This window comes from Pseudoalteromonas sp. Angola-7 (assembly GCF_028599255.1).
GTDB classification, from domain to species: Bacteria; Pseudomonadota; Gammaproteobacteria; order Enterobacterales; family Alteromonadaceae; genus Pseudoalteromonas; species Pseudoalteromonas atlantica.
On the sequence record NZ_JAQREL010000002.1, the window covers coordinates 25,006 to 43,405 of the forward strand.

The 18,400-nt window shown below is 41.1% G+C and carries 20 protein-coding genes; 12 read left to right on the plus strand and 8 right to left on the minus strand.

The window, feature by feature from the left end; all coding sequences use genetic code 11:
- Window positions 1-80: 80 nt before the first annotated feature.
- Window positions 81-1,472 carry a DEAD/DEAH box helicase gene (locus tag PSH50_RS02700; protein WP_054983885.1) on the minus strand — a complete coding sequence of 464 codons (1,392 nt, stop codon included), beginning with the start codon at window positions 1,470-1,472 and terminating at the stop codon, window positions 81-83.
- A gap of 136 nt (window positions 1,473-1,608) precedes the next feature.
- On the opposite strand from PSH50_RS02700, the gene PSH50_RS02705 reads away from it, so the two are divergent.
- The gene (locus PSH50_RS02705) at window positions 1,609-2,031 is read left to right on the plus strand and encodes a DUF1801 domain-containing protein (RefSeq protein WP_273588053.1); all 423 of its coding nucleotides are present in this window, start codon (window positions 1,609-1,611) and stop codon (window positions 2,029-2,031) included.
- A gap of 278 nt (window positions 2,032-2,309) precedes the next feature.
- Here the strand turns inward: PSH50_RS02705 and PSH50_RS02710 are convergent, their stop codons facing one another.
- Window positions 2,310-3,149: an isopenicillin N synthase family oxygenase gene (locus PSH50_RS02710; RefSeq protein WP_004589526.1), complete on the minus strand. Its 840-nt coding sequence runs from the start codon at window positions 3,147-3,149 to the stop codon at window positions 2,310-2,312.
- Window positions 3,150-3,416: 267 nt separating this feature from the next.
- On the opposite strand from PSH50_RS02710, the gene PSH50_RS02715 reads away from it, so the two are divergent.
- The 3 genes from PSH50_RS02715 to PSH50_RS02725 all read left to right on the plus strand — a co-directional run bounded on the left by PSH50_RS02715 (window position 3,417) and on the right by PSH50_RS02725 (window position 5,877).
- Window positions 3,417-4,619: a bifunctional alpha/beta hydrolase/OsmC family protein gene (locus PSH50_RS02715; protein ID WP_024033663.1), complete on the plus strand. Its 1,203-nt coding sequence runs from the start codon at window positions 3,417-3,419 to the stop codon at window positions 4,617-4,619.
- A gap of 184 nt (window positions 4,620-4,803) precedes the next feature.
- The gene (locus PSH50_RS02720) at window positions 4,804-5,097 is read left to right on the plus strand and encodes a hypothetical protein (protein WP_248444353.1); all 294 of its coding nucleotides are present in this window, start codon (window positions 4,804-4,806) and stop codon (window positions 5,095-5,097) included.
- Window positions 5,098-5,304: 207 nt separating this feature from the next.
- The gene (locus tag PSH50_RS02725; protein WP_248444355.1) at window positions 5,305-5,877 is read left to right on the plus strand and encodes a hypothetical protein; all 573 of its coding nucleotides are present in this window, start codon (window positions 5,305-5,307) and stop codon (window positions 5,875-5,877) included.
- 105 nt (window positions 5,878-5,982) lie between these two features.
- On the opposite strand, the gene PSH50_RS02730 is transcribed toward PSH50_RS02725, so the two are convergent.
- Window positions 5,983-6,726 carry an alpha/beta hydrolase gene (locus tag PSH50_RS02730; RefSeq protein ID WP_273588054.1) on the minus strand — a complete coding sequence of 248 codons (744 nt, stop codon included), beginning with the start codon at window positions 6,724-6,726 and terminating at the stop codon, window positions 5,983-5,985.
- Window positions 6,727-6,851: 125 nt separating this feature from the next.
- Between PSH50_RS02730 and PSH50_RS02735 the strand changes: the two genes are divergently transcribed.
- Window positions 6,852-7,175, plus strand: a complete 324-nt coding sequence (locus PSH50_RS02735) for a hypothetical protein (RefSeq protein ID WP_004588950.1) — start codon at window positions 6,852-6,854, stop codon at window positions 7,173-7,175.
- A 90-nt stretch (window positions 7,176-7,265) separates the two neighbouring features.
- On the opposite strand, the gene PSH50_RS02740 is transcribed toward PSH50_RS02735, so the two are convergent.
- The 3 genes from PSH50_RS02740 to aspS form a co-directional block, all read right to left on the minus strand.
- Window positions 7,266-7,862: a pentapeptide repeat-containing protein gene (locus PSH50_RS02740; protein ID WP_273588055.1), complete on the minus strand. Its 597-nt coding sequence runs from the start codon at window positions 7,860-7,862 to the stop codon at window positions 7,266-7,268.
- A 29-nt stretch (window positions 7,863-7,891) separates the two neighbouring features.
- Window positions 7,892-8,122: a hypothetical protein gene (locus PSH50_RS02745; RefSeq protein WP_024033669.1), complete on the minus strand. Its 231-nt coding sequence runs from the start codon at window positions 8,120-8,122 to the stop codon at window positions 7,892-7,894.
- Window positions 8,123-8,311: 189 nt separating this feature from the next.
- Window positions 8,312-10,090, minus strand: coding sequence for an aspartate--tRNA ligase (gene aspS / locus PSH50_RS02750; RefSeq protein ID WP_273588056.1), 1,779 nt, complete (start codon window positions 10,088-10,090; stop codon window positions 8,312-8,314).
- A gap of 564 nt (window positions 10,091-10,654) precedes the next feature.
- Here aspS and PSH50_RS02755 point away from each other — a divergent pair.
- Both PSH50_RS02755 and PSH50_RS02760 read left to right on the plus strand, forming a co-directional pair.
- Complete coding sequence (locus PSH50_RS02755; RefSeq protein ID WP_273588057.1) at window positions 10,655-11,503, plus strand: DUF72 domain-containing protein; 849 nt, start codon at window positions 10,655-10,657, stop codon at window positions 11,501-11,503.
- Window positions 11,504-11,516: 13 nt separating this feature from the next.
- Window positions 11,517-12,014 (plus strand): M48 family metallopeptidase, encoded by a 498-nt coding sequence (locus PSH50_RS02760; RefSeq protein WP_273588058.1) that lies wholly within the window; start codon window positions 11,517-11,519, stop codon window positions 12,012-12,014.
- Window positions 12,015-12,221: 207 nt separating this feature from the next.
- Here PSH50_RS02760 and PSH50_RS02765 read toward each other — a convergent pair whose 3' ends face one another.
- On the minus strand, window positions 12,222-12,911 hold the full coding sequence (locus PSH50_RS02765; protein WP_004588943.1) for a DUF3334 family protein: 690 nt from the start codon (window positions 12,909-12,911) through the stop codon (window positions 12,222-12,224).
- Window positions 12,912-13,027: 116 nt separating this feature from the next.
- Between PSH50_RS02765 and cmoA the strand changes: the two genes are divergently transcribed.
- The 5 genes from cmoA to PSH50_RS02790 all read left to right on the plus strand — a co-directional run bounded on the left by cmoA (window position 13,028) and on the right by PSH50_RS02790 (window position 17,369).
- Entirely contained in the window at window positions 13,028-13,753 is a 726-nt protein-coding gene (gene cmoA, locus PSH50_RS02770) for a carboxy-S-adenosyl-L-methionine synthase CmoA (protein ID WP_004588942.1), read from the plus strand.
- A gap of 12 nt (window positions 13,754-13,765) precedes the next feature.
- The gene (gene cmoB, locus PSH50_RS02775) at window positions 13,766-14,734 is read left to right on the plus strand and encodes a tRNA 5-methoxyuridine(34)/uridine 5-oxyacetic acid(34) synthase CmoB (RefSeq protein ID WP_054982276.1); all 969 of its coding nucleotides are present in this window, start codon (window positions 13,766-13,768) and stop codon (window positions 14,732-14,734) included.
- 181 nt (window positions 14,735-14,915) lie between these two features.
- A complete protein-coding gene (gene purM, locus PSH50_RS02780; RefSeq protein ID WP_273588059.1) occupies window positions 14,916-15,968 on the plus strand; it encodes a phosphoribosylformylglycinamidine cyclo-ligase in 1,053 nt (350 codons plus the stop codon).
- Window positions 15,968-16,615 carry a phosphoribosylglycinamide formyltransferase gene (purN, locus tag PSH50_RS02785; protein ID WP_004588939.1) on the plus strand — a complete coding sequence of 216 codons (648 nt, stop codon included), beginning with the start codon at window positions 15,968-15,970 and terminating at the stop codon, window positions 16,613-16,615. The genes purM and purN overlap by 1 nt, the downstream gene beginning before the upstream one ends.
- A 16-nt stretch (window positions 16,616-16,631) precedes the next feature.
- On the plus strand, window positions 16,632-17,369 hold the full coding sequence (locus PSH50_RS02790) for a DUF3108 domain-containing protein (RefSeq protein WP_273588062.1): 738 nt from the start codon (window positions 16,632-16,634) through the stop codon (window positions 17,367-17,369).
- Between the two features lie 73 nt (window positions 17,370-17,442).
- On the opposite strand, the gene PSH50_RS02795 is transcribed toward PSH50_RS02790, so the two are convergent.
- A complete protein-coding gene (locus PSH50_RS02795; RefSeq protein ID WP_004587229.1) occupies window positions 17,443-18,207 on the minus strand; it encodes a class II glutamine amidotransferase in 765 nt (254 codons plus the stop codon).
- Window positions 18,208-18,400: the final 193 nt, after the last annotated feature.

Below are 18,400 nucleotides of genomic sequence, written 5' to 3' on the forward strand. Positions count from 1 at the left end.
ACGCGCTACTTCTATTAAAAAGGTAGCGCGTTTTTTTGTATTGGCGTTTAATTAAAGGCCAATACAATCTTTAATAATCATTAATCGTTATTTGGGCGACGACGGCGCTGGCCATTACCACCTACCGATTGGCGTTTTGCCCATGGGCTTTGTGCGTTGTCATCAGTTTTCGCTGCTGGTTTTTTAGAACCACCACGACGAGGGCCGGTACCGCTTCCCCCATTGTTTGGTTTTTTGCTGTTCGGCTTATCAGACTTAGGCTTGTTAAACGGCTGCTTTGCTTTTTTAGGCTTTTTAGGTTTAATTGGGCGAGCATCTAATGCGCGCTCAGGTACTGGGCTAGTTGGTTCAAATCCAGGCTCTTCAGCGCGAGGGATTAGCTCACCAATAAAACGTTCAATACCGTATAAATCAGCGGCGTCATCGGCTGTTACAAACGAAATAGCATGCCCTGATGCACCAGCACGACCGGTACGGCCAATACGGTGAACGTAATCTTCGTATACGTTTGGTAAGTCGTAGTTAACCACATGCGGAAGCTCAACAATATCAAGACCACGTGCCACAATATCAGTGGCTACAAGTACGCGTACTTCACCACTTTTAAAGCCATCAAGCGCTTTAACACGAGCGCCTTGTGATTTATTACCATGAATAGCGGCGCCTACTATGTCGTCGCGCTCAAGCTGTTTAACTAAACGGTTTGCTCCGTGCTTGGTACGGCTAAACACTAATACTTGTTGCCAATCGTTGCTACGAATTAAATGGCTAAGTAATGCGGTTTTACGCGATTTATCAACAGCGTAAACGCTTTGCGTTACGCTTTTAGCAGTGGTGTTTTTTGCCGCAACTGAAATTTCAACAGGGTCGTTAATTAACCCTTTTGCCAATGCTCGTATATCATCTGAAAACGTTGCCGAAAACATTAAGTTTTGGCGTTTAGGCGGCATTTTAGCAATCAGGCGTTTAATGTCGTGAATAAAGCCCATATCAAGCATGCGGTCGGCTTCATCAAGTACCAGCACTTCAACATTATCAAACTTAACCGCGTTTTGATTATGTAAATCGATTAAACGCCCAGGCGTGGCCACTAAAATATCAACTCCTTTACGAAGGCGCTGCATTTGTGGGTTTATTTTTACGCCGCCGTACACTACAAACGAACTTACAGCAGAGTGCTTAGCGTATTCTTCAACGTTTTCGCTTACCTGCAAAGCCAGCTCACGCGTAGGCGCTAAAATAAGGGCACGTACGTGGTTACTTTTTGCTTTACTGCCTTTAGATAACAGCTCAATTAGCGGTAACGTAAAACCAGCGGTTTTACCTGTGCCTGTTTGTGCAGCCGCCATCACATCGCGACGTTCAATAATTGCAGGAATTGCTTGAGCCTGAATAGGCGTTGGCGTTTCATAGCCCTTTTCTAAAACCGCGTTAACTAAAGACTGTGATAAACCTAAACCATCAAAACTCATAAAATCTCTCAATAAAATAAAGGCCAAACCGGCCAAGGGCGCATTATACGCAACTAACTTAGAAATGCATGGAAATATTCACTTAGCAAATTAAGTGCTAACCTTAGAGTAGCTAATAACAATACAAATCAACGCTATGACATTAAAAACTAAAGCAAACCAAATAACACTTAAGCAATGCCTAGAAAGTATAGATTCAAAGCGTATTGAAGACACACAAACCTTACTAACCCTGTTTGAAAAAGTCACAGGGGCAAAGCCTGTTGTATGGGGTAAAGATATTATAGGGTTTGACCAATACAGCTATAGGTACGACTCCGGCCGCACAGGTGAATGGCCAATCACAGGGTTTTCACCACGCAAAACTAAGCTTTCTATTTATATTATGCCTGGCTTTGATCACCCCAAAATAGCGGCATTATTAAATAAGCTTGGTAAACATAGCCTAGGTAAAAGCTGTTTGTACGTGACAAAATTGGAAAATATCGATTTAGCTATACTTGAGCAAATAATTGCTGAGTCGGCTTTAATAATGAAACAAACTTACCCAAAAAATTAATACCAATCCGCTTAATTAAGTGATCTATTTTGAGAATAGATAAACGTGTTGATAGCTAGACAATAAATTCGTTATTTAGTTGTTCTCGGCAATTGCTCCTGCATTGCTCTACCTTCTGCATCCATATAGTCATAAATGAGAATTTTTTAACGCAGATAGCGACACGTTTAGCCCCTAAAAATGATTCAACATTATTGCGGATTGGTATAACCTTGCTTAAAAACAACAAAAGCGGCTAAAGCCGCTTTTGGTTTATATTTAACTCAATAAATATAACGTTATTTAACACCTAGCTCGCGTAATCGCTCTTGTAGGTAGCTGTCTGCTGTGTAACGCTCAGAAAGCACAACATCAGGACGTGGGTGTAAAAACAGCGGTAAAGAAATACGCGACTTAGTCGACGCTTTACCCGTTGGGTTAATTACACGGTGAATAGTCGATGGGAAGTACCCGCCCGACGCTTCTTGTAACATGTCACCAATATTAATAATTAAGCTACCAAAGTCACATGGCACATCTAACCAACCGCCATCAGTTTTTTGAACTTGCAGGCCCGGCTCATTCGATGCAGGTAACACAGTTAATAAGTTAATGTCACCATGTGCTGCAGCGCGAATTGCACCTGGCTCTTCATCACCTGTCATTGGCGGGTAATGTAAAATACGTAACAATGTTTGCTCAGAATCAGCAATCATGTCTTTTAAATCGATAGAAAACTTAGCACGTACATCGGCTGGTGCCTCTGCTTGAACCCAGCTTAAAAGCGTTGCTGCAAATTCGTTAGCTAAGCGGTAGTACTCACGCACGTCGGCTTCAAGCTCTGCAGGCACGCGACCTTTAGGGTAAACATGAAAGTACTCTTTAATGTCTTTTACTGTAAAGCCTTTAGCTACCTCAGATACAGAAGGCGGGAAATAACCGTCTTGCGTTTCTTTAGAAAATAAAAAGTCGTGCTTTTGCTCTGAATTAAAAAAGTCTTGCCATTTTTCGTAAATAGACTCAACTAAAGATTGCGGGATTGGGTGATTTTTTAATACACCAAAACCGGTGTTTCTTAACGATTCAACAAAGTGAGCAGCCGCATCGGGAGCTTTATAATCAACAGTAGGTAATTGCATTGTACGTTCCAGTGAATAGGTTGTTAGAAGTGAGCTGCTTTAAAATATAGCTAATTAGCCAATATAAAGTAGCAAAACCTTCATTATAGCGCTGTGCGAGGATAGACAAACCACCCAAAAAACATAAGGACAAATGTCCTCACGATGAAATAGTAAACAGTTTACTTGATCAAGATCAAAGCATAATAAACATTGAAATTACACTAGTTAGTGCTTATATCTTATCTATTATTGTAACGTATTTTAATGAAACACTAAGGCTCTTCTATGCGACAAAAAGTATCTTTTAAAAGCGGCGATTTAGAACTTGCAGGCCAGCTTGAACGCCCAGCCGGCGATGTAAAGTTTTATGCTTTATTTGCACACTGCTTTACCTGTGGTAAAGATATTGCTGCCGCTACGCGCATAAGCCGCGCCCTTACCCAACAGGGTATTGCCGTACTGCGCTTTGACTTTACCGGCCTTGGCAATAGCGACGGCGACTTTGCAAACAGTAACTTCTCATCAAATATTCAAGATTTAGTGGCCGCAGCCGATCACCTGCGTACGCACTTTGATGCGCCGCAGTTATTAATTGGCCACAGCTTAGGCGGCGCTGCCGTACTGGCTGCTGCAGAGCATATTCCTGAGGTATCGGCTATTACAACAATTGGCGCTCCTTCAGATGCGCAACACGTTGCACATAACTTTGAAGCCCATTTAGACGAAATAAACGCCGCAGGTGAAGCTAAAGTTAGCTTAGCTGGGCGCGAATTTACCATAAAAAAACAATTTGTAGAGGACATAGCAAAGTACGACCGTAGCCATATAGGTAAATTAAAACGCGCACTTTTAGTTATGCACTCCCCTGTTGATGCCACGGTTAATATTTCAGAAGCCGAGAAAATTTATGCATCAGCCAAACACCCAAAAAGCTTTATTAGCCTCGATAACGCCGACCACTTACTAAGTAATAAAAACGATGCCGAGTACGCTGCTACGCTTATTGCTAATTGGGCAAACCGCTACGTTAAATATGAGCAAAGCAACTACAGCGCAAAATTAGAAAACGGCAAAGTACTGGTTGAAGAAAAAGATCATATATTTACTCAGCACGTAAGTACTAAAGATCATACATGGCTTGCCGATGAGCCATTAAAAGTAGGTGGCAGTAATTTAGGCCCCGATCCTTACGACCATATACTCGCAGGCCTAGGCGCGTGTACCTCAATGACACTGCGTATGTATGCAACCTTAAAAAAGCTGCCGCTTGATCATATAAAAGTAGAGCTTGAACACACCCGCGACTATTACAAAGATTGCGACAACGGCGAATGTACCCAAAACCTAGAGGCCATTACCCGTAAAATTACCCTACGCGGCGACTTAACCGAAGCACAGCGCCAGCGTCTGCTAGAAATAGCCGACAAATGCCCAGTGCATAAAACCCTACATAACAGCCCAATTGTAGTAAGTGAATTAGTTGAGTAACTAAAACAAAAATAGCGCAGCTGTGGCTGCGCTATTTTAGATGTTCAATAAAGCAATCTCACAATCTGAGATAAAATATAGAGGTTGAATAATAGGTACAGTTCTAATAGTTTGTTAGTTAAATTATACAAACAAAACAGGTATCGAGTTAACTTTATCTGAGCTAAAACAAATTGAATTGGCTATGCTAATTATCCCAAAAGCATTAACAACTTTTATTAATATATTGCACAACCCTGCTAACTTAGATAAAAAGAAAAAAGAAAAATTCGAATCAATTATGAAACAATATGGTTTTGTTAATTCAATTAATTTTGAAGCAACACGAACATTTTTAATCCGCCAAGCGCGTAAAGTAATAAACCTTATCGGCTCCATGCTTTTAAATCCTCATAAGCTTTATAAATGCGCAGGGTTTGGCGATGCTACTTATTATGACAGATATGGAATTATAGGGTTTGGTAAGAGCTTTTTTTAGCGTAGGTACTGATAGAAAAGTAGATACTATTGTTCATGAGTTTAGTCACGCAGTTTGGACTTCTGAAGATACAGCATATAACGCGAGAACTGCTATAAAGGATCTTAATTTCATCGCTCAAAAGGCACAGATTTATCAAACTAATGAAGACAGAGATATATTGCTATATTCGGCATATCTTTTTGAAAATGCAGTGCGAACAGCCCAATGAAAACTTTGATCAATATTATATTTCTTTTAATTAGTTACTCTACTTTTGCCAACTCTGAAGAAGTTATCGAAGGTCCTATTGCTGCATCTTCTTATACATTTTGTCATATAGATACTAAATGTATAACTAGTATAAGGTTGGCAAATACTTCGCCTTATCAAGTTAAATTAAGCTCTCTTGCTTTCAATGAACAAGGTATCGACTTAAACTCAATGTTCATATATGAAGTGGATGAATACTTCTCAATAAGAGCAGAAAACCCCAATGCAAAGGTCCCTGAACAACCTATACAAGGGCGCCGGCGTGCACACAAAAAATTATCCTCGATAGAGTTCGAACCGCTTGAAGTAAAGTTTATTGAGCTAAAAGGCATGGAAGAGAGGTTTGCTTTAAACCCCGAAAAAAAATACTTAGTGAGTACAATTACACCGTTCGTCAACTTGTACATTAACGGTAAGTTTGTTGATATCATTACCATAAGAACGAAATATTCACTCCTAGCTATTCCTACAAAAGATATGGAAATAAAGGAACGGCCAATAAAACAGTTTGCTACGCCGCAAGGGTAACCTGCAATAATATACATACTTTGTTTAATGCCACTCAAAATTCTGCGTCAGCTTAAACCTTTATATATCAAGCCAGCTTAAAGTTGGCTTGATTATATATCTTGGCTAATTATCTAAAAACGCCCCTACTTCTTTACTCATTCTCTGTACCAGCCATTTTGGCCCGCCGTCGTGCATATCGTTGTGGCGCGATTTTTCAATCATTACTTGGCTAACAGGGAAGCTTTTTAGCTCTGTTTCATTTAATAAAACATTCGCATCGGCTGGGTAATCACTACCACGCAGTGTAAGCACGCGTATGTTTTTATTACGTGGGATCAACATGCGGCGGTGATCGAGGGTAATTATTTGGCTTACTTCATTCGGGTAAATTGAAGCATATAAAGCAGATATATCGCCGCCGTTAGAGTGGCCAAATAACGTGAGCTGAGAAAAGTTATACTCAGGGTATTGAGCACTTAGCTGATTAACTAAAAATTTAAGGGTAACCACACCGCGATGCCAGTTTTCCATGCGGGTGGTTAAATAAGGCTGTATGCGATTAAGCGCAGGGTCGGTTTTTAGCTCATGTGCGACTGCAATGCTTAAATAACCCTGTGCATTAAATAGCTTACTCGCAAACGTGTAGTCATTGTGGCTAATGCCGTAGCCTGCATTTATAAATGCTACAGGGCACTTTGCGTGTACGCTGCATTGATGACTCTCATTGGGGTATGTGATATTTATAGGGATGGTGCGATTGCGGATTTGATCCACTATTACATCATCAGCAAAGCTTATTGGTGATATTAAACTCGCGGTTAGGCTAAATGCACTTAATGTTAGTAACTTTTTTATTGTTTTATGCATGTTTTAACTTATATAAATTATTGTTTTTAAATAAAAATAACTTTTACTATAAAGGTTAGCGCGCGCCATTGCTAATGTATGCGATAATACGGGTATTATTTTTAGTTAATTTAGAAAAGTACCCCATGAAATCATACAGCACTATTGAACAACGTATCGACATTTTGCAAAGTCGAATAGAAGCCTATAAAGAAGAAATTGCCGTGTTACAGGCCGAGCCAAAAAGTAACAACGAGCGTATTATTTTTAAATTTATTGAAACAGGCAGCACAGGTAAAACAAAAGACTTTGTCCGCGAACTTGGTATTAAGTCGCCGCGCGATAGCTTATATTCATCAGGCGATGTAACCAAATTAATCAAAGACGGCGCTGATGACATCACCCCTGCACTGCTTGAAATTGCCCGCACATTGGCAAACGCACGTAATAAAAATGGCCCTAGCTGTTAATACCAAGCTACAGGCCACTGTTTAATCTTATTAAAGGTTATTCATTGTTTAGAGGCTTGCAATATGCAGCTTCTAAACGCTCCTCACATATTAATCGCAAAGCTCAATGTTAAGGCTTGTCAGTAAATTAAGGGCTTCAAAGCGCTCAAACTTAGCCCCCGCTAACGTATTACTGTTTAAATCTATATTAAATTCTGTAGCCCCTACAAAGTCACACTCAGTTAAAGTGGTTTGAAAAAACTCACTATCGCGAAAATTACTTCCTGTAAATGTACTTTGCTTTAAATTGGCATGTCTAAAATCAACATTTTTTGCAAAGCAGTGAATTAATTTTAGTGATTTTAAAGTTAATTCATAAAAAGAGCTGTTACTAAGCTCACAGCTATTAAAGCTCACCGGCGCATCAATACTTAGCGCTCCCCAATCAGCATTGCTCCATTGCACGCTGTTTAACTTACAATGGCTAAAGCTTACATTTTCAAGCGAGCTGTATCCCCAATCAATGCTCGATAAATTGCAATGCTCAAAGCTGCACTCTATAAATCGACACGTTTTAAATTGCCCCTGAGATAAGTCGCAATCTATAAACGTACATGCTTCAAACTCTGTGTTTTCGAGTGTGTGCTTTGCTAGCTGTAAGGCACTAAATTGCTGATCGCAATAATAGCTATTATTAGAAATTGGCACTGTGACTACGTGTCCGTATTTAGGGTTGTTTAATGGGCATAAGGGCTTGTTTTTGGCAAGTCTTGTTTAAGTGCTAATAAGGCGATAAAAATTAAGCCAAAGAGCGGAAATACCGCTAAGCACCCGCCTACAAAAGCTAAAACGCCCGGCATGGTGCTTTTGCGTTTACCTATTTTGTAGCTAATAAGCGCAAAAATTGGAATGCAAAACAAAATAAAAAAAGCTAAAAATTCACCAAATAATGTGAGATTAAACGACATAAGAACTCCCTCTCTATTGAAAAATATTTGATACCAAGCAACTTAAATATTTAACTATTCTAGCGTGCTAAATAGACTAATAACTTAACACGATTGGTATGAGCTGATTTAAATTTAACCATAAAAAAACCCCTAGGCATACTCCTAAGGGTTTTTAAATCTAGCTAAGTGCATTTGTTGCGCGCGGTATTACTCTTCGCTAGGAATTGCTTTTTCTACCACACTGATTGCAAGCTCAGTTAACGAGTCGCTATTAGCTTTGCTAGGTGCATCGGTTAATAAGCACGATGCTTGAGTGGTTTTAGGGAACGCAATAACGTCACGAATGTTATCGGTACCACATAAAAGCATAACTAAACGGTCAAGACCAAAGGCTAAACCAGCATGTGGTGGTGTGCCGTATTTAAGGGCATCAAGTAAGAAGCCAAACTTGTCTTGTTGCTCTTGCGCATCAATACCTAAAATTCTAAATGCTGCTTCTTGCATATCAGCATTATGAATACGTACCGAACCGCCACCTACTTCGTAGCCGTTTAATACCATGTCATAGGCATCTGAAATAGCCGCGGCAGGGTTTGCTTCAAGCTCTTCTGCGCTAATATCTTTTGGTGCGGTGAATGGATGATGCACAGCATGTAACGTGCCTTCGTCATCTTCTTCAAACATTGGGAAGTCAACAACCCAAAGTGGCGCCCAGCTATCAAGGTTAGTGATTTCTAAATCAACACCAATCTTCAAGCGAAGCGCGCCCATTGCTTCGTTTACAACGTTGCGTTTATCGGCACCGAATAAAATAATGTCGCCCGTTTGTGCATTAGTACGCTCAAGTAACTGGGTAATTACCTCTTCGTTTAAAAACTTAGCAACTGGAGATTGAACGCCTTCAGCGCCTGCATCGCGGTCGTTTACTTTCATCCACGCCATACCTTTAGCGCCGTAAATGCCAATAAACTTAGTGTAATCGTCAAGCTGCTTACGCGAAAGCTTAGCGCCACCCGGTACTGTTAATACAGCAACGCGGCCTTTTTCGTCGTTAGCTGGGCCTGAAAATACGTTAAACTCTACGTCTTTTACTAAATCAGCTACATCAACAAGCTTCATTGGGTTACGTAAATCTGGTTTATCAGAACCGTAAAGGCTCATTGCTTCGCTGTAAGGCATAATTGGGAAATCGCCTAAATCAACGTTTAGTAATGATTGCCACATTTCACGGATCATTTTTTCAGTCATACCACGTACTTGATCAGAGCTCATGAACGAGGTTTCTAAATCTATTTGGGTAAATTCAGGTTGGCGATCGGCACGTAAATCTTCATCACGGAAACATTTAACAATTTGGTAGTAACGGTCAAAACCCGACATCATCAACAATTGCTTAAACAACTGTGGCGACTGTGGTAATGCGTAAAAGCTACCTTTATGAACACGGCTTGGTACTAAGTAATCGCGTGCACCTTCTGGTGTTGCTTTTGTAAGTACAGGTGTTTCAATGTCTAAAAAGCCATTGTCATCTAAAAAGCGACGAACAAAGCTGCTTGCTTTAGCGCGCAGTTTAATACGGTCGCTCATTTCAAGGCGGCGTAAATCTAAGTAGCGGTACTTTAAGCGGCGCTCTTCAGAATTGGTTTGATTAAAATCAAGCGGTAGCGGCTCAGAGCGATTAATAATAGTTAGCTCAGTACCTAAAATTTCCACTTCGCCTGTTGCCATGTCTTTATTTACTTGGCTTTCTGGGCGCGCACGTACAACCCCTTTTAACTGCACACAAAACTCTTGGCGAAGTTTGTTAGCGTTATCCATTAATCCTTCATCTTCTGGATCGAATACAACTTGTACTAACCCTTCTCTATCGCGTAAATCGACAAAGATAAGTCCACCAAGGTCACGTCGTTTGTTGATCCAGCCACATAGTTCAACTTCTTGATCTACGTGAGTTTTATTTAGCTGTCCGCAATATATAGAGCGCATAGTTTTCCTGTCAGATAAAAGGCTTAAACGGTTATATTTATTTGTTTTAAGGCGTGTGATTTAAAAAACTGGTCACCACAATACAAATAAAGCCGCTAGCAATCTAAAAATAATCAAATTAAGCCCTGCATTATACCCAAGTAGTATCAAGATGCTAGGGCGTGTGTTTAGCTTTGTAATGTTAATTTGCAGCAGTATGTTTGGCTTTTAGGCAAGGCAGAGTCTATGTAGTGTGGTTATTCCCCATAAAAAGGCGATAACGCAGCATAAATGCCAAACATGCGCTGCCCTTTGGGTTCTTTCTAGGGACGATTAACTCTTTGTTGCCTACATGGATGTAGGTAAGGCGCGTGAGCAGGACGCGGAAGCTTTGCTCGATTTTTACTTAGCCCACTAGGTTACAAACCTCGCGCCGCGATTTAATCGCCCCTAGATTGAACAAATTTCAATCTACAAAGATCAACACGCCCTAGAGCGTGTGTTTAGCTTTGTAATGTTAATTTGCAGCAAGCACCGTATGTATTTGGTACACTTACGCCACGAAGTCATTAAGCCACCCTTTTTATGTTATATATTGGATGCCCTCAGTGGTCGAGCAGCGCCTGGAAAGGCAACTTATTTACCCGCCAATGTAAAAATGCCGATATGCTAAGCCAATATGCCCAGCATTTTAATTCAGTTGAAGGCAATACCAGCTTTTACGCAGACCCAGCGCCAAGCACTGTTTTACGCTGGGCTCAAAGCGTACCCGAGGACTTTAAATTTACGTTTAAGTTTCATCGTCGCTTTAGCCACGAGCTTGCGCTTAGTAATGTTCAAACAGAACTTAATGACTGGCTTACGTTATTTGCCCCAATACTTGAAAAAACAGGGCAAATAATGCTGCAATTACCCAAAGCGTTTGGTCCAAGCGATTTACCTAAATTAACGCAATTTATTAGCTTGCTCCCCAAAGAGCTAAATTACGGCGTAGAAGTACGCCATAGTGGTTTTTTTAAAAAAGGTGAGGCCGAAATTGCCCTTAATCAGCTATTAATGGCAAATAATATAAACCGTATTTCTATGGATACCCGTGCGCTTTTTGCAGTAAAGCCCACCACCGAGGCTATAATAGATGCACAACAAAAAAAGCCCCACTTACCGGTACATGCAATAGCTACTGGCTCGCAGCCGATGGCACGCTTTGTAATAGCCGATTTACAAAACGACTATAAACCCTTTTATAAACCGTGGCTCAATAAAGTAAAACAATGGCTTGATGAGGGAAAAACCCCGTATGTTTTTTTTCATACTGCCGATAACCGTGAATCTCCACTACTCGCTAGGCAGTTTTGTGAAGACCTAGGGTATAATCACCCAGTATTAAATCCATTCAGCGGCGAAAAAGAAGCCCACCAGCCAACGCTTTTTTAAATAGAGAATACAAATGAGTGAATACGCACGTTACTTTACCGGCTACCCAGCTAACATTGTTGAGCAAGTATTAAGCCTTATAAATAACAATAAGGTATGTGACTACTTACTTAAAAAGTACCCGCAACCGCATACTATAACCACCGATAAACTACTTTATAGCTACGCCACTGATTTAAAAAAACAGTATTTAAAAAACGCCCCACCGTTTGGCCGCGCTGCATTTAAAAAACAAGGTGATATGGTTACCAACGCACTCGGTACTCACACCTACCGCATGCAAGGTAAAACCCGTAAGCACGATTTAGCCATAAACAGCGATTTACTGCGCGCACCCGAGCCACTATTAAAAGCGCTAGTCGTACACGAACTCGCCCACTTTAAAGAAAAAGACCACAACAAGAGCTTTTATAAATTGTGCTGCCACATGGAGCCCCAATACCATCAGTTAGAGTTAGATTTACGGATTTTTTGTGTGGTGGTAGCGATGGGAGAGAATCCTTATTCATGAACGGTCAGCGGTCAGCGGTCAGCGGTCAGCGGTCAGCGGTCAGCGGTCAGCGAAAAATAAATACAACCTAACTCGTAATCAAAGTTCTCAATAAAAAACGCGATTTAAAATCGCGTTCTCTTTGGTAACTTTTCTACTGACCGCTGATAGCTTAAAACTGACAGCTCAAAAGCACGTTGGGTTTCGCTTCGCTCAACCCAACCTACATTACAGCCCTAGCTCAGCCATAAAGTCATCATCGGCATCATCTTGTTCTGCTTCTTTTGACTTAGCTTTTGCTTTTTCAGCCTTTTGCTTAGCTTCGTTTTCGATAATGTCATCAGGGTCTATGGCTTCTACAATGTCGAAGTCGTGTAGTTTAATAAACTCTGTTTTATCCATTGCCAGCTCTAGGTAAAAAATATTTTGGTTGCGCGTAGTAAAGGTTACGCGGCGTGCTTGTGGACGATCCATAGTGGTATCAACCGATATTTGCACTTGTTTATTAATCGCCATCATTTTTGGCTGGTTTTGCGTAATAGAGGTATGTAACTGCTCACGCACTTTAGAAGTGAAGTCACCAACAATTTGGTTCATCAGCTCGCCCATTACATTTGAAACGTCATCTGATAAATGACTGTGGGCAATTTCTTCTTCAGGCATGCCCATATTGCGCATGTAATCGCCGTAAATTTCCATTGCCGCTTGCGCTGTAAAATTAGTGACTACCAGCCCTGTAAAGCCACCATCAAATAATACAAAACAGCCAATGTCTGGACGCATACAGGTGCGCGTTATTTTTTGCACCATAGCCGAGTAGCTAATTTCGTTACCACTGGCTGATGACAGAACACCCGTCACTGAATGACATAGGGTTGCTAATATATCGTCTGTGCTAATTACCTTACTTTTGCTCATTTAACGTTCTCTTTTATACTTATTATTCATAATTCTAGCCAAGCTACTGAATTTATCACTGACTATCCAGTATAAAATGTTAAAATAGTGCCATTATTTTTAAAGAGACTGCCTTAGTGAGTATAAAAGACAGTATTTACGCCTCTGAGCAACAAGTAAAAGATTTTAGCTTTGACCAAAATGTGGTTGAGGTTTTTCCGGATATGATCCAGCGCTCTGTGCCTGGGTATGCCACCATTGTAAGCACTATGGGTAAATTGGCCGGTGAATATGCGCAAAGTAATTCAAACCTTTACGATTTAGGCTGCTCGCTTGGTGCGGTTACCCTAAGCATGCGCCGTAATATTCGCACCGATAACTGCCACATTATAGCTGTAGATAACTCACAAGCTATGGTTGAGCGTTGTAAGGTACATTTACAAGGCTTTAAGTCAGACGTGCCTGTTACAGTAACTTTAGGCGATATTAACGAGCTTGAGATTCAAAATGCGTCGGTAGTGGCCATGAATTTTACCTTGCAATTTATTCCGCCATTACAGCGCCAAGCCGTGCTTGAAAAAATTTACGCTAACTTAAAACCCGGTGGCGTCCTGCTCCTTAGCGAAAAAATTAAAGCCGAAAACGAGCAGTGCGATAATTTATTAATTGATTTGCACCACGACTTTAAACGCCACAATGGCTACTCAGAGCTTGAAATAAGCCAAAAACGTACTGCCATTGAAAACGTGATGCGCCCCGATACGCTAAGCACTCACTTTAATCGTTTAAGCGACATTGGTTTTAGCCAAACGCAGGTGTGGTATCAATGTTTTAATTTTTGCTCAATGGTAGCAATTAAATAAAGAGAGTGACTTATGTCTCAATGGTTTAACCAATTTTACGCAGCAATTGCACAAAGCCCGCTTAGCCACTGGCTAGAAACCCTGCCCGCTCAATTAAAGCATTGGCAAAACGAGGCAAGCCATGGCGATTTACCAAAATGGCAAAAAGTACTTAAAAATTTGCCAGAAGTAAAAACAACCCACGTTGATATCGCCACTAAAGTAGAAATTGGCGCACCGGGGGAGATGAGCGAAGGCGAGCAAAAACAAGCCACGCATTTATTAAAACGCATGATGCCATGGCGCAAAGGCCCCTTTACTGTACACGGTATTGAAATAAACACTGAGTGGCGCAGCGATTGGAAGTGGGACCGCCTGCTTCCCCATATTGAGCCATTAAAAGGCCGTACAGTATTAGATATAGGCTGTGGCTCTGGCTACCACTTATGGCGTATGCGTGGTGAAGGCGCTGAATTTGTAGTGGGTATTGACCCTTCTGATTTATTTTTGTGTCAATTTCAGGCCATTAAACATTACAACCCAGACGAAAACGTGCATTTATTACCATTAGGTGTAGAAGCACTACCCGAGCTTAAAGCGTTTGATACGGTGTTTTCTATGGGGGTGCTGTATCACCGCCGCTCGCCTATCGATTTTTTAGCGCAGTTAAAAGCGCAGCTTCGCCCAGGTGGCGAACTCGTACTAGAAACGTTAGTAATTGAAGGCGATGAAAACACAGTACTGGTACCTACCGACCGCTACGCAAAAATGCGCAACGTTTGGTTTATTCCAAGTACTGCTGCACTAAAACTGTGGATGGAACGCGTTGGCTTTAAAGATGTGCAAATAAAAGATTGCGCAATTACCACGCTTGATGAGCAACGCAGAACCGACTGGATGGAAAACGAATCGTTAGTTGATTTTTTAGACCCAAACGATACCAGTAAAACCATTGAAGGTTACCCTGCTCCACTTAGAGCAATACTAACTGCCAAAGCATAAATAACTAAAAAGCACCCAGGGGTGCTTTTTTTGTGCAATTAACAAACTAATAGCGGACAAGTGTCCTTGTTAATTATTTCAAAACTATATTTGAGCTAGCCGCGCAGTTGCAATTGTTGTAAAATACGCGCGTTTCTAAGCTATCGAAAAGCAACCCCAAGCAATTATTTGAGGAAAACCTGTGAGCGAACAAAAACAGTCATTAAGCTATAAAGACGCGGGCGTAGATATCGACGCTGGTAATGCACTTGTTGAGCGTATTAAAGGCGTAGTTAAAAAAACGCGTCGTCCAGAAGTAATGGGCGGAATTGGTGGTTTTGGCGCTCTTTGCGAAATTCCAGAAGGTTACAAACAGCCAGTACTAGTAGCAGGTACTGACGGTGTAGGTACTAAACTACGTTTAGCTATCGACTTAAAAAAACACGACACTGTAGGTATTGATTTAGTTGCAATGTGTGTAAACGATTTAATAGTACAAGGCGCTGAACCCCTGTTTTTTCTAGATTACTATGCAACAGGTAAACTAGATGTAGACACAGCGGCCGATGTAGTAACCGGTATTGGTAAAGGCTGTGAGATTTCTGGCTGTGCCCTGATTGGCGGCGAAACAGCTGAAATGCCAGGTATGTACGATGGTGAAGACTACGACATGGCCGGTTTTTGTACCGGTGTAGTAGAAAAATCTAAAATTATTGATGGCACAAAAGTAGCAGCCGGCGATCAACTTATTGCCCTTGCCTCTAGCGGTCCGCACTCAAACGGCTTTTCTTTAATTCGTAAAGTGCTTGAAGTATCAAACGCCGATACGAACCAAGTTATTGACGGCAAAACACTAGGCGAGCACTTACTAGAGCCAACCCGTATTTACGTTAAACCTTTACTTGAATTATTTAAGCAAGTAGACGTGCATGCCCTATCGCATATTACTGGCGGCGGCTTTTGGGAAAACATTCCGCGTGTATTACCTGATTATGCAAAAGCAGTAGTTAAAGGCGATAGCTGGCAGTGGCCAACCGTTTTTAACTGGTTACAAGAAAACGGCAATATTACTACGCACGAAATGTACCGTACATTTAACTGTGGTGTAGGCATGGTATTAGTAGTACCAGGCGACGCGCTAGAGCAAAGCTTAAGCATTTTAAAAGAGCTTGGCGAAAACGCATGGCACCTTGGTGAAATTCAAGATGCTGTTGCCGGCGAAGAGCAAGTAGAAATTGTAGGTGGTGCTAAGTAATGGCACCCATTCGCTTAGTGGTATTAATATCGGGTAGTGGTTCTAATTTACAAGCCATTATTGATGCCTGCGAACGCGGCGAAATAAACGGACACATAGCGGCTGTTATAAGTAACAAAGCAGACGCTTACGGCCTTGAGCGTGCAAAACAAGCAGGTATTGCTACAAAAGTGCTCAGTCACAAAGATTTTGACTCGCGCGAGGCCTATGATGCGCAATTAATGAACGTTATTGACTCTTTTATGCCAAATCTAGTTGTATTAGCTGGGTTTATGCGTATTCTTACTCCTAGCTTAGTGCAAAAATATGTTGGAAAAATGTTGAACATTCATCCATCTTTGTTGCCTAAGTATCAGGGGCTGAATACCCACCAAAGAGCAATTGATGCAAAAGACGATGTTCATGGCGTAAGTGTTCATTTTGTAACTGAAGAGTTAGACGGCGGTCCCGTTATTCTTCAAGCGCAAATACCTGTACTCAAGGATGATACAGCAGAAACATTAGCTAAACGCGTGCACGAACAAGAGCATATAATTTATCCTTTGGTGGTCAAGTGGTTCAGTGAACACAGACTTACTATGGAAGCAGATTATGCAGTTCTTGACGAAAAACAACTTCCTGCACACGGCGCGCACTACCCACAATAAAAAAATAAGTGCCCTGCTGTTATGTGTGGGCGCTTTACTTCCTACTAGCCTAATTGCAGGCGAACTAACAGAGTATCAAGCCAGCTACGATATTTTACGCAAAGGTAAAAATCATGGCGAGGCAGTACGCGAACTTAAAAAAGTTGGCGAGCAAACATATCAACTTACTTATCACAGCAATATTGAGTGGATGATTTTCTCTGACAAGCGAGAAGAAACCTCAGTATTTACTTTTTTAGATAACAAAGTCACTCCTCATCATTACAATATGGTGCGTACCGGCACCGGCCCAGATAAAGATTATAAAATAGACTTTGATACACAAAATAAAGTGGTCACCAGCAGCACTAGCGAATACCCGCTAAAGTGCGAATGGACTGACCAATTTCAAGATGCTATTTCGTATCAAGTACAAGTACGCGAAGGCTTAAAAAAAGGCGAAACTTATTTTTCGTTTCCGCTTATTGATAAAAAAGGCAATCGCCGCGACTACAACTTTGAAGTGGTTGGCAAAGAAATGATTTCGCTGCCAATTGGTAACGTAGAAGCTATAAAAGTAAAACGTTTATACGATAACGATAAACGCCAAGCCCTTGCCTGGTTTGCACCCGAAATGGACTACATGCTAGTACGTATGTGGAAAGGAGAAAAAGGCATGGAGCAGTTTGAAGTACAAATGAATTCATTTACCGTTACCCAGCCTGTTTCTACTCCAGTAAGCGAGAGCAGCGAAGTAAGATCAGAAGCGCCGTAAACACGGTGATAGCAAACACAAAAAAACGCGATTTTATATCGCGTTTTTTTGTGTTTGCTTTTAGGCTATTTAACTAAATTAATTCGCCCATTTTAAATAACGCAAACTCCCCTGGCTGCATTTTTTGCCAGCGTTCGTCGTTGGTTAATGGCCGTGTAGCTATTACTGTTACTACATCGTTTGGGGTGGTTTCTTCGTTAAAATCAACCACCATATCGGCATCAATTAACGTTGCTTTACCAAATGGCGCACGGCGCGTTATGTAGTGTAAGTTATTAGTGCAATACGCCAATACAAATACGCCATCGGTCAATAACATATTAAATACGCCCTTTTCACGTAACGTATGTGAAAGCTTAGCCGCATATCTAAATACAGAGGCCATATTAGAGGGGCGTTTTGGGTATTTTTCACGAATTTTATCTAGCAACCAACAAAACGCCAGCTCACTGTCGGTGTTACCCACAGGGCGATAATATTGTGGTTTCAAATCGTGATAGTTAGATAACTGGCCATTATGTGCATAGGTAATTTCGCGTCCCCAAAGCTCACGGGTAAACGGATGGGTATTTTCAAGGCACACTCGGCCACGGTTGCCTTGGCGAATATGGCTAATTACCGACACACTTTTAATGGGGTAGGCTTTTACTAGCTTGGCGATTTCTGATTGATAGCTTGGCTCAGGATCTTTAAAGGTTCTACACCCTTTACCCTCGTAAAACGTGATACCCCAGCCATCTTTATGCGGGCCAGTATTACCACCGCGCTCTAATAAACCTGAAAAACTAAAACAAATATCCGTAGGTACGTTGGCTGACATGCCAAGTAATTCACACATTAATAAACTAACCCTTAAAAAATACGTATAAATAGCGCTGTACTTTACTGTGCGCTACAACAGACATACTTACTTAAAAAAACTTTTTTGGCTAGCTGATTTACTGATTTTTAGTGCTTAAATAATTGCTGTGATTGAATTAAACACAGCAGTGGTGCATGCTTGTTCCTTATAAAGGGAATAATGATAAGCA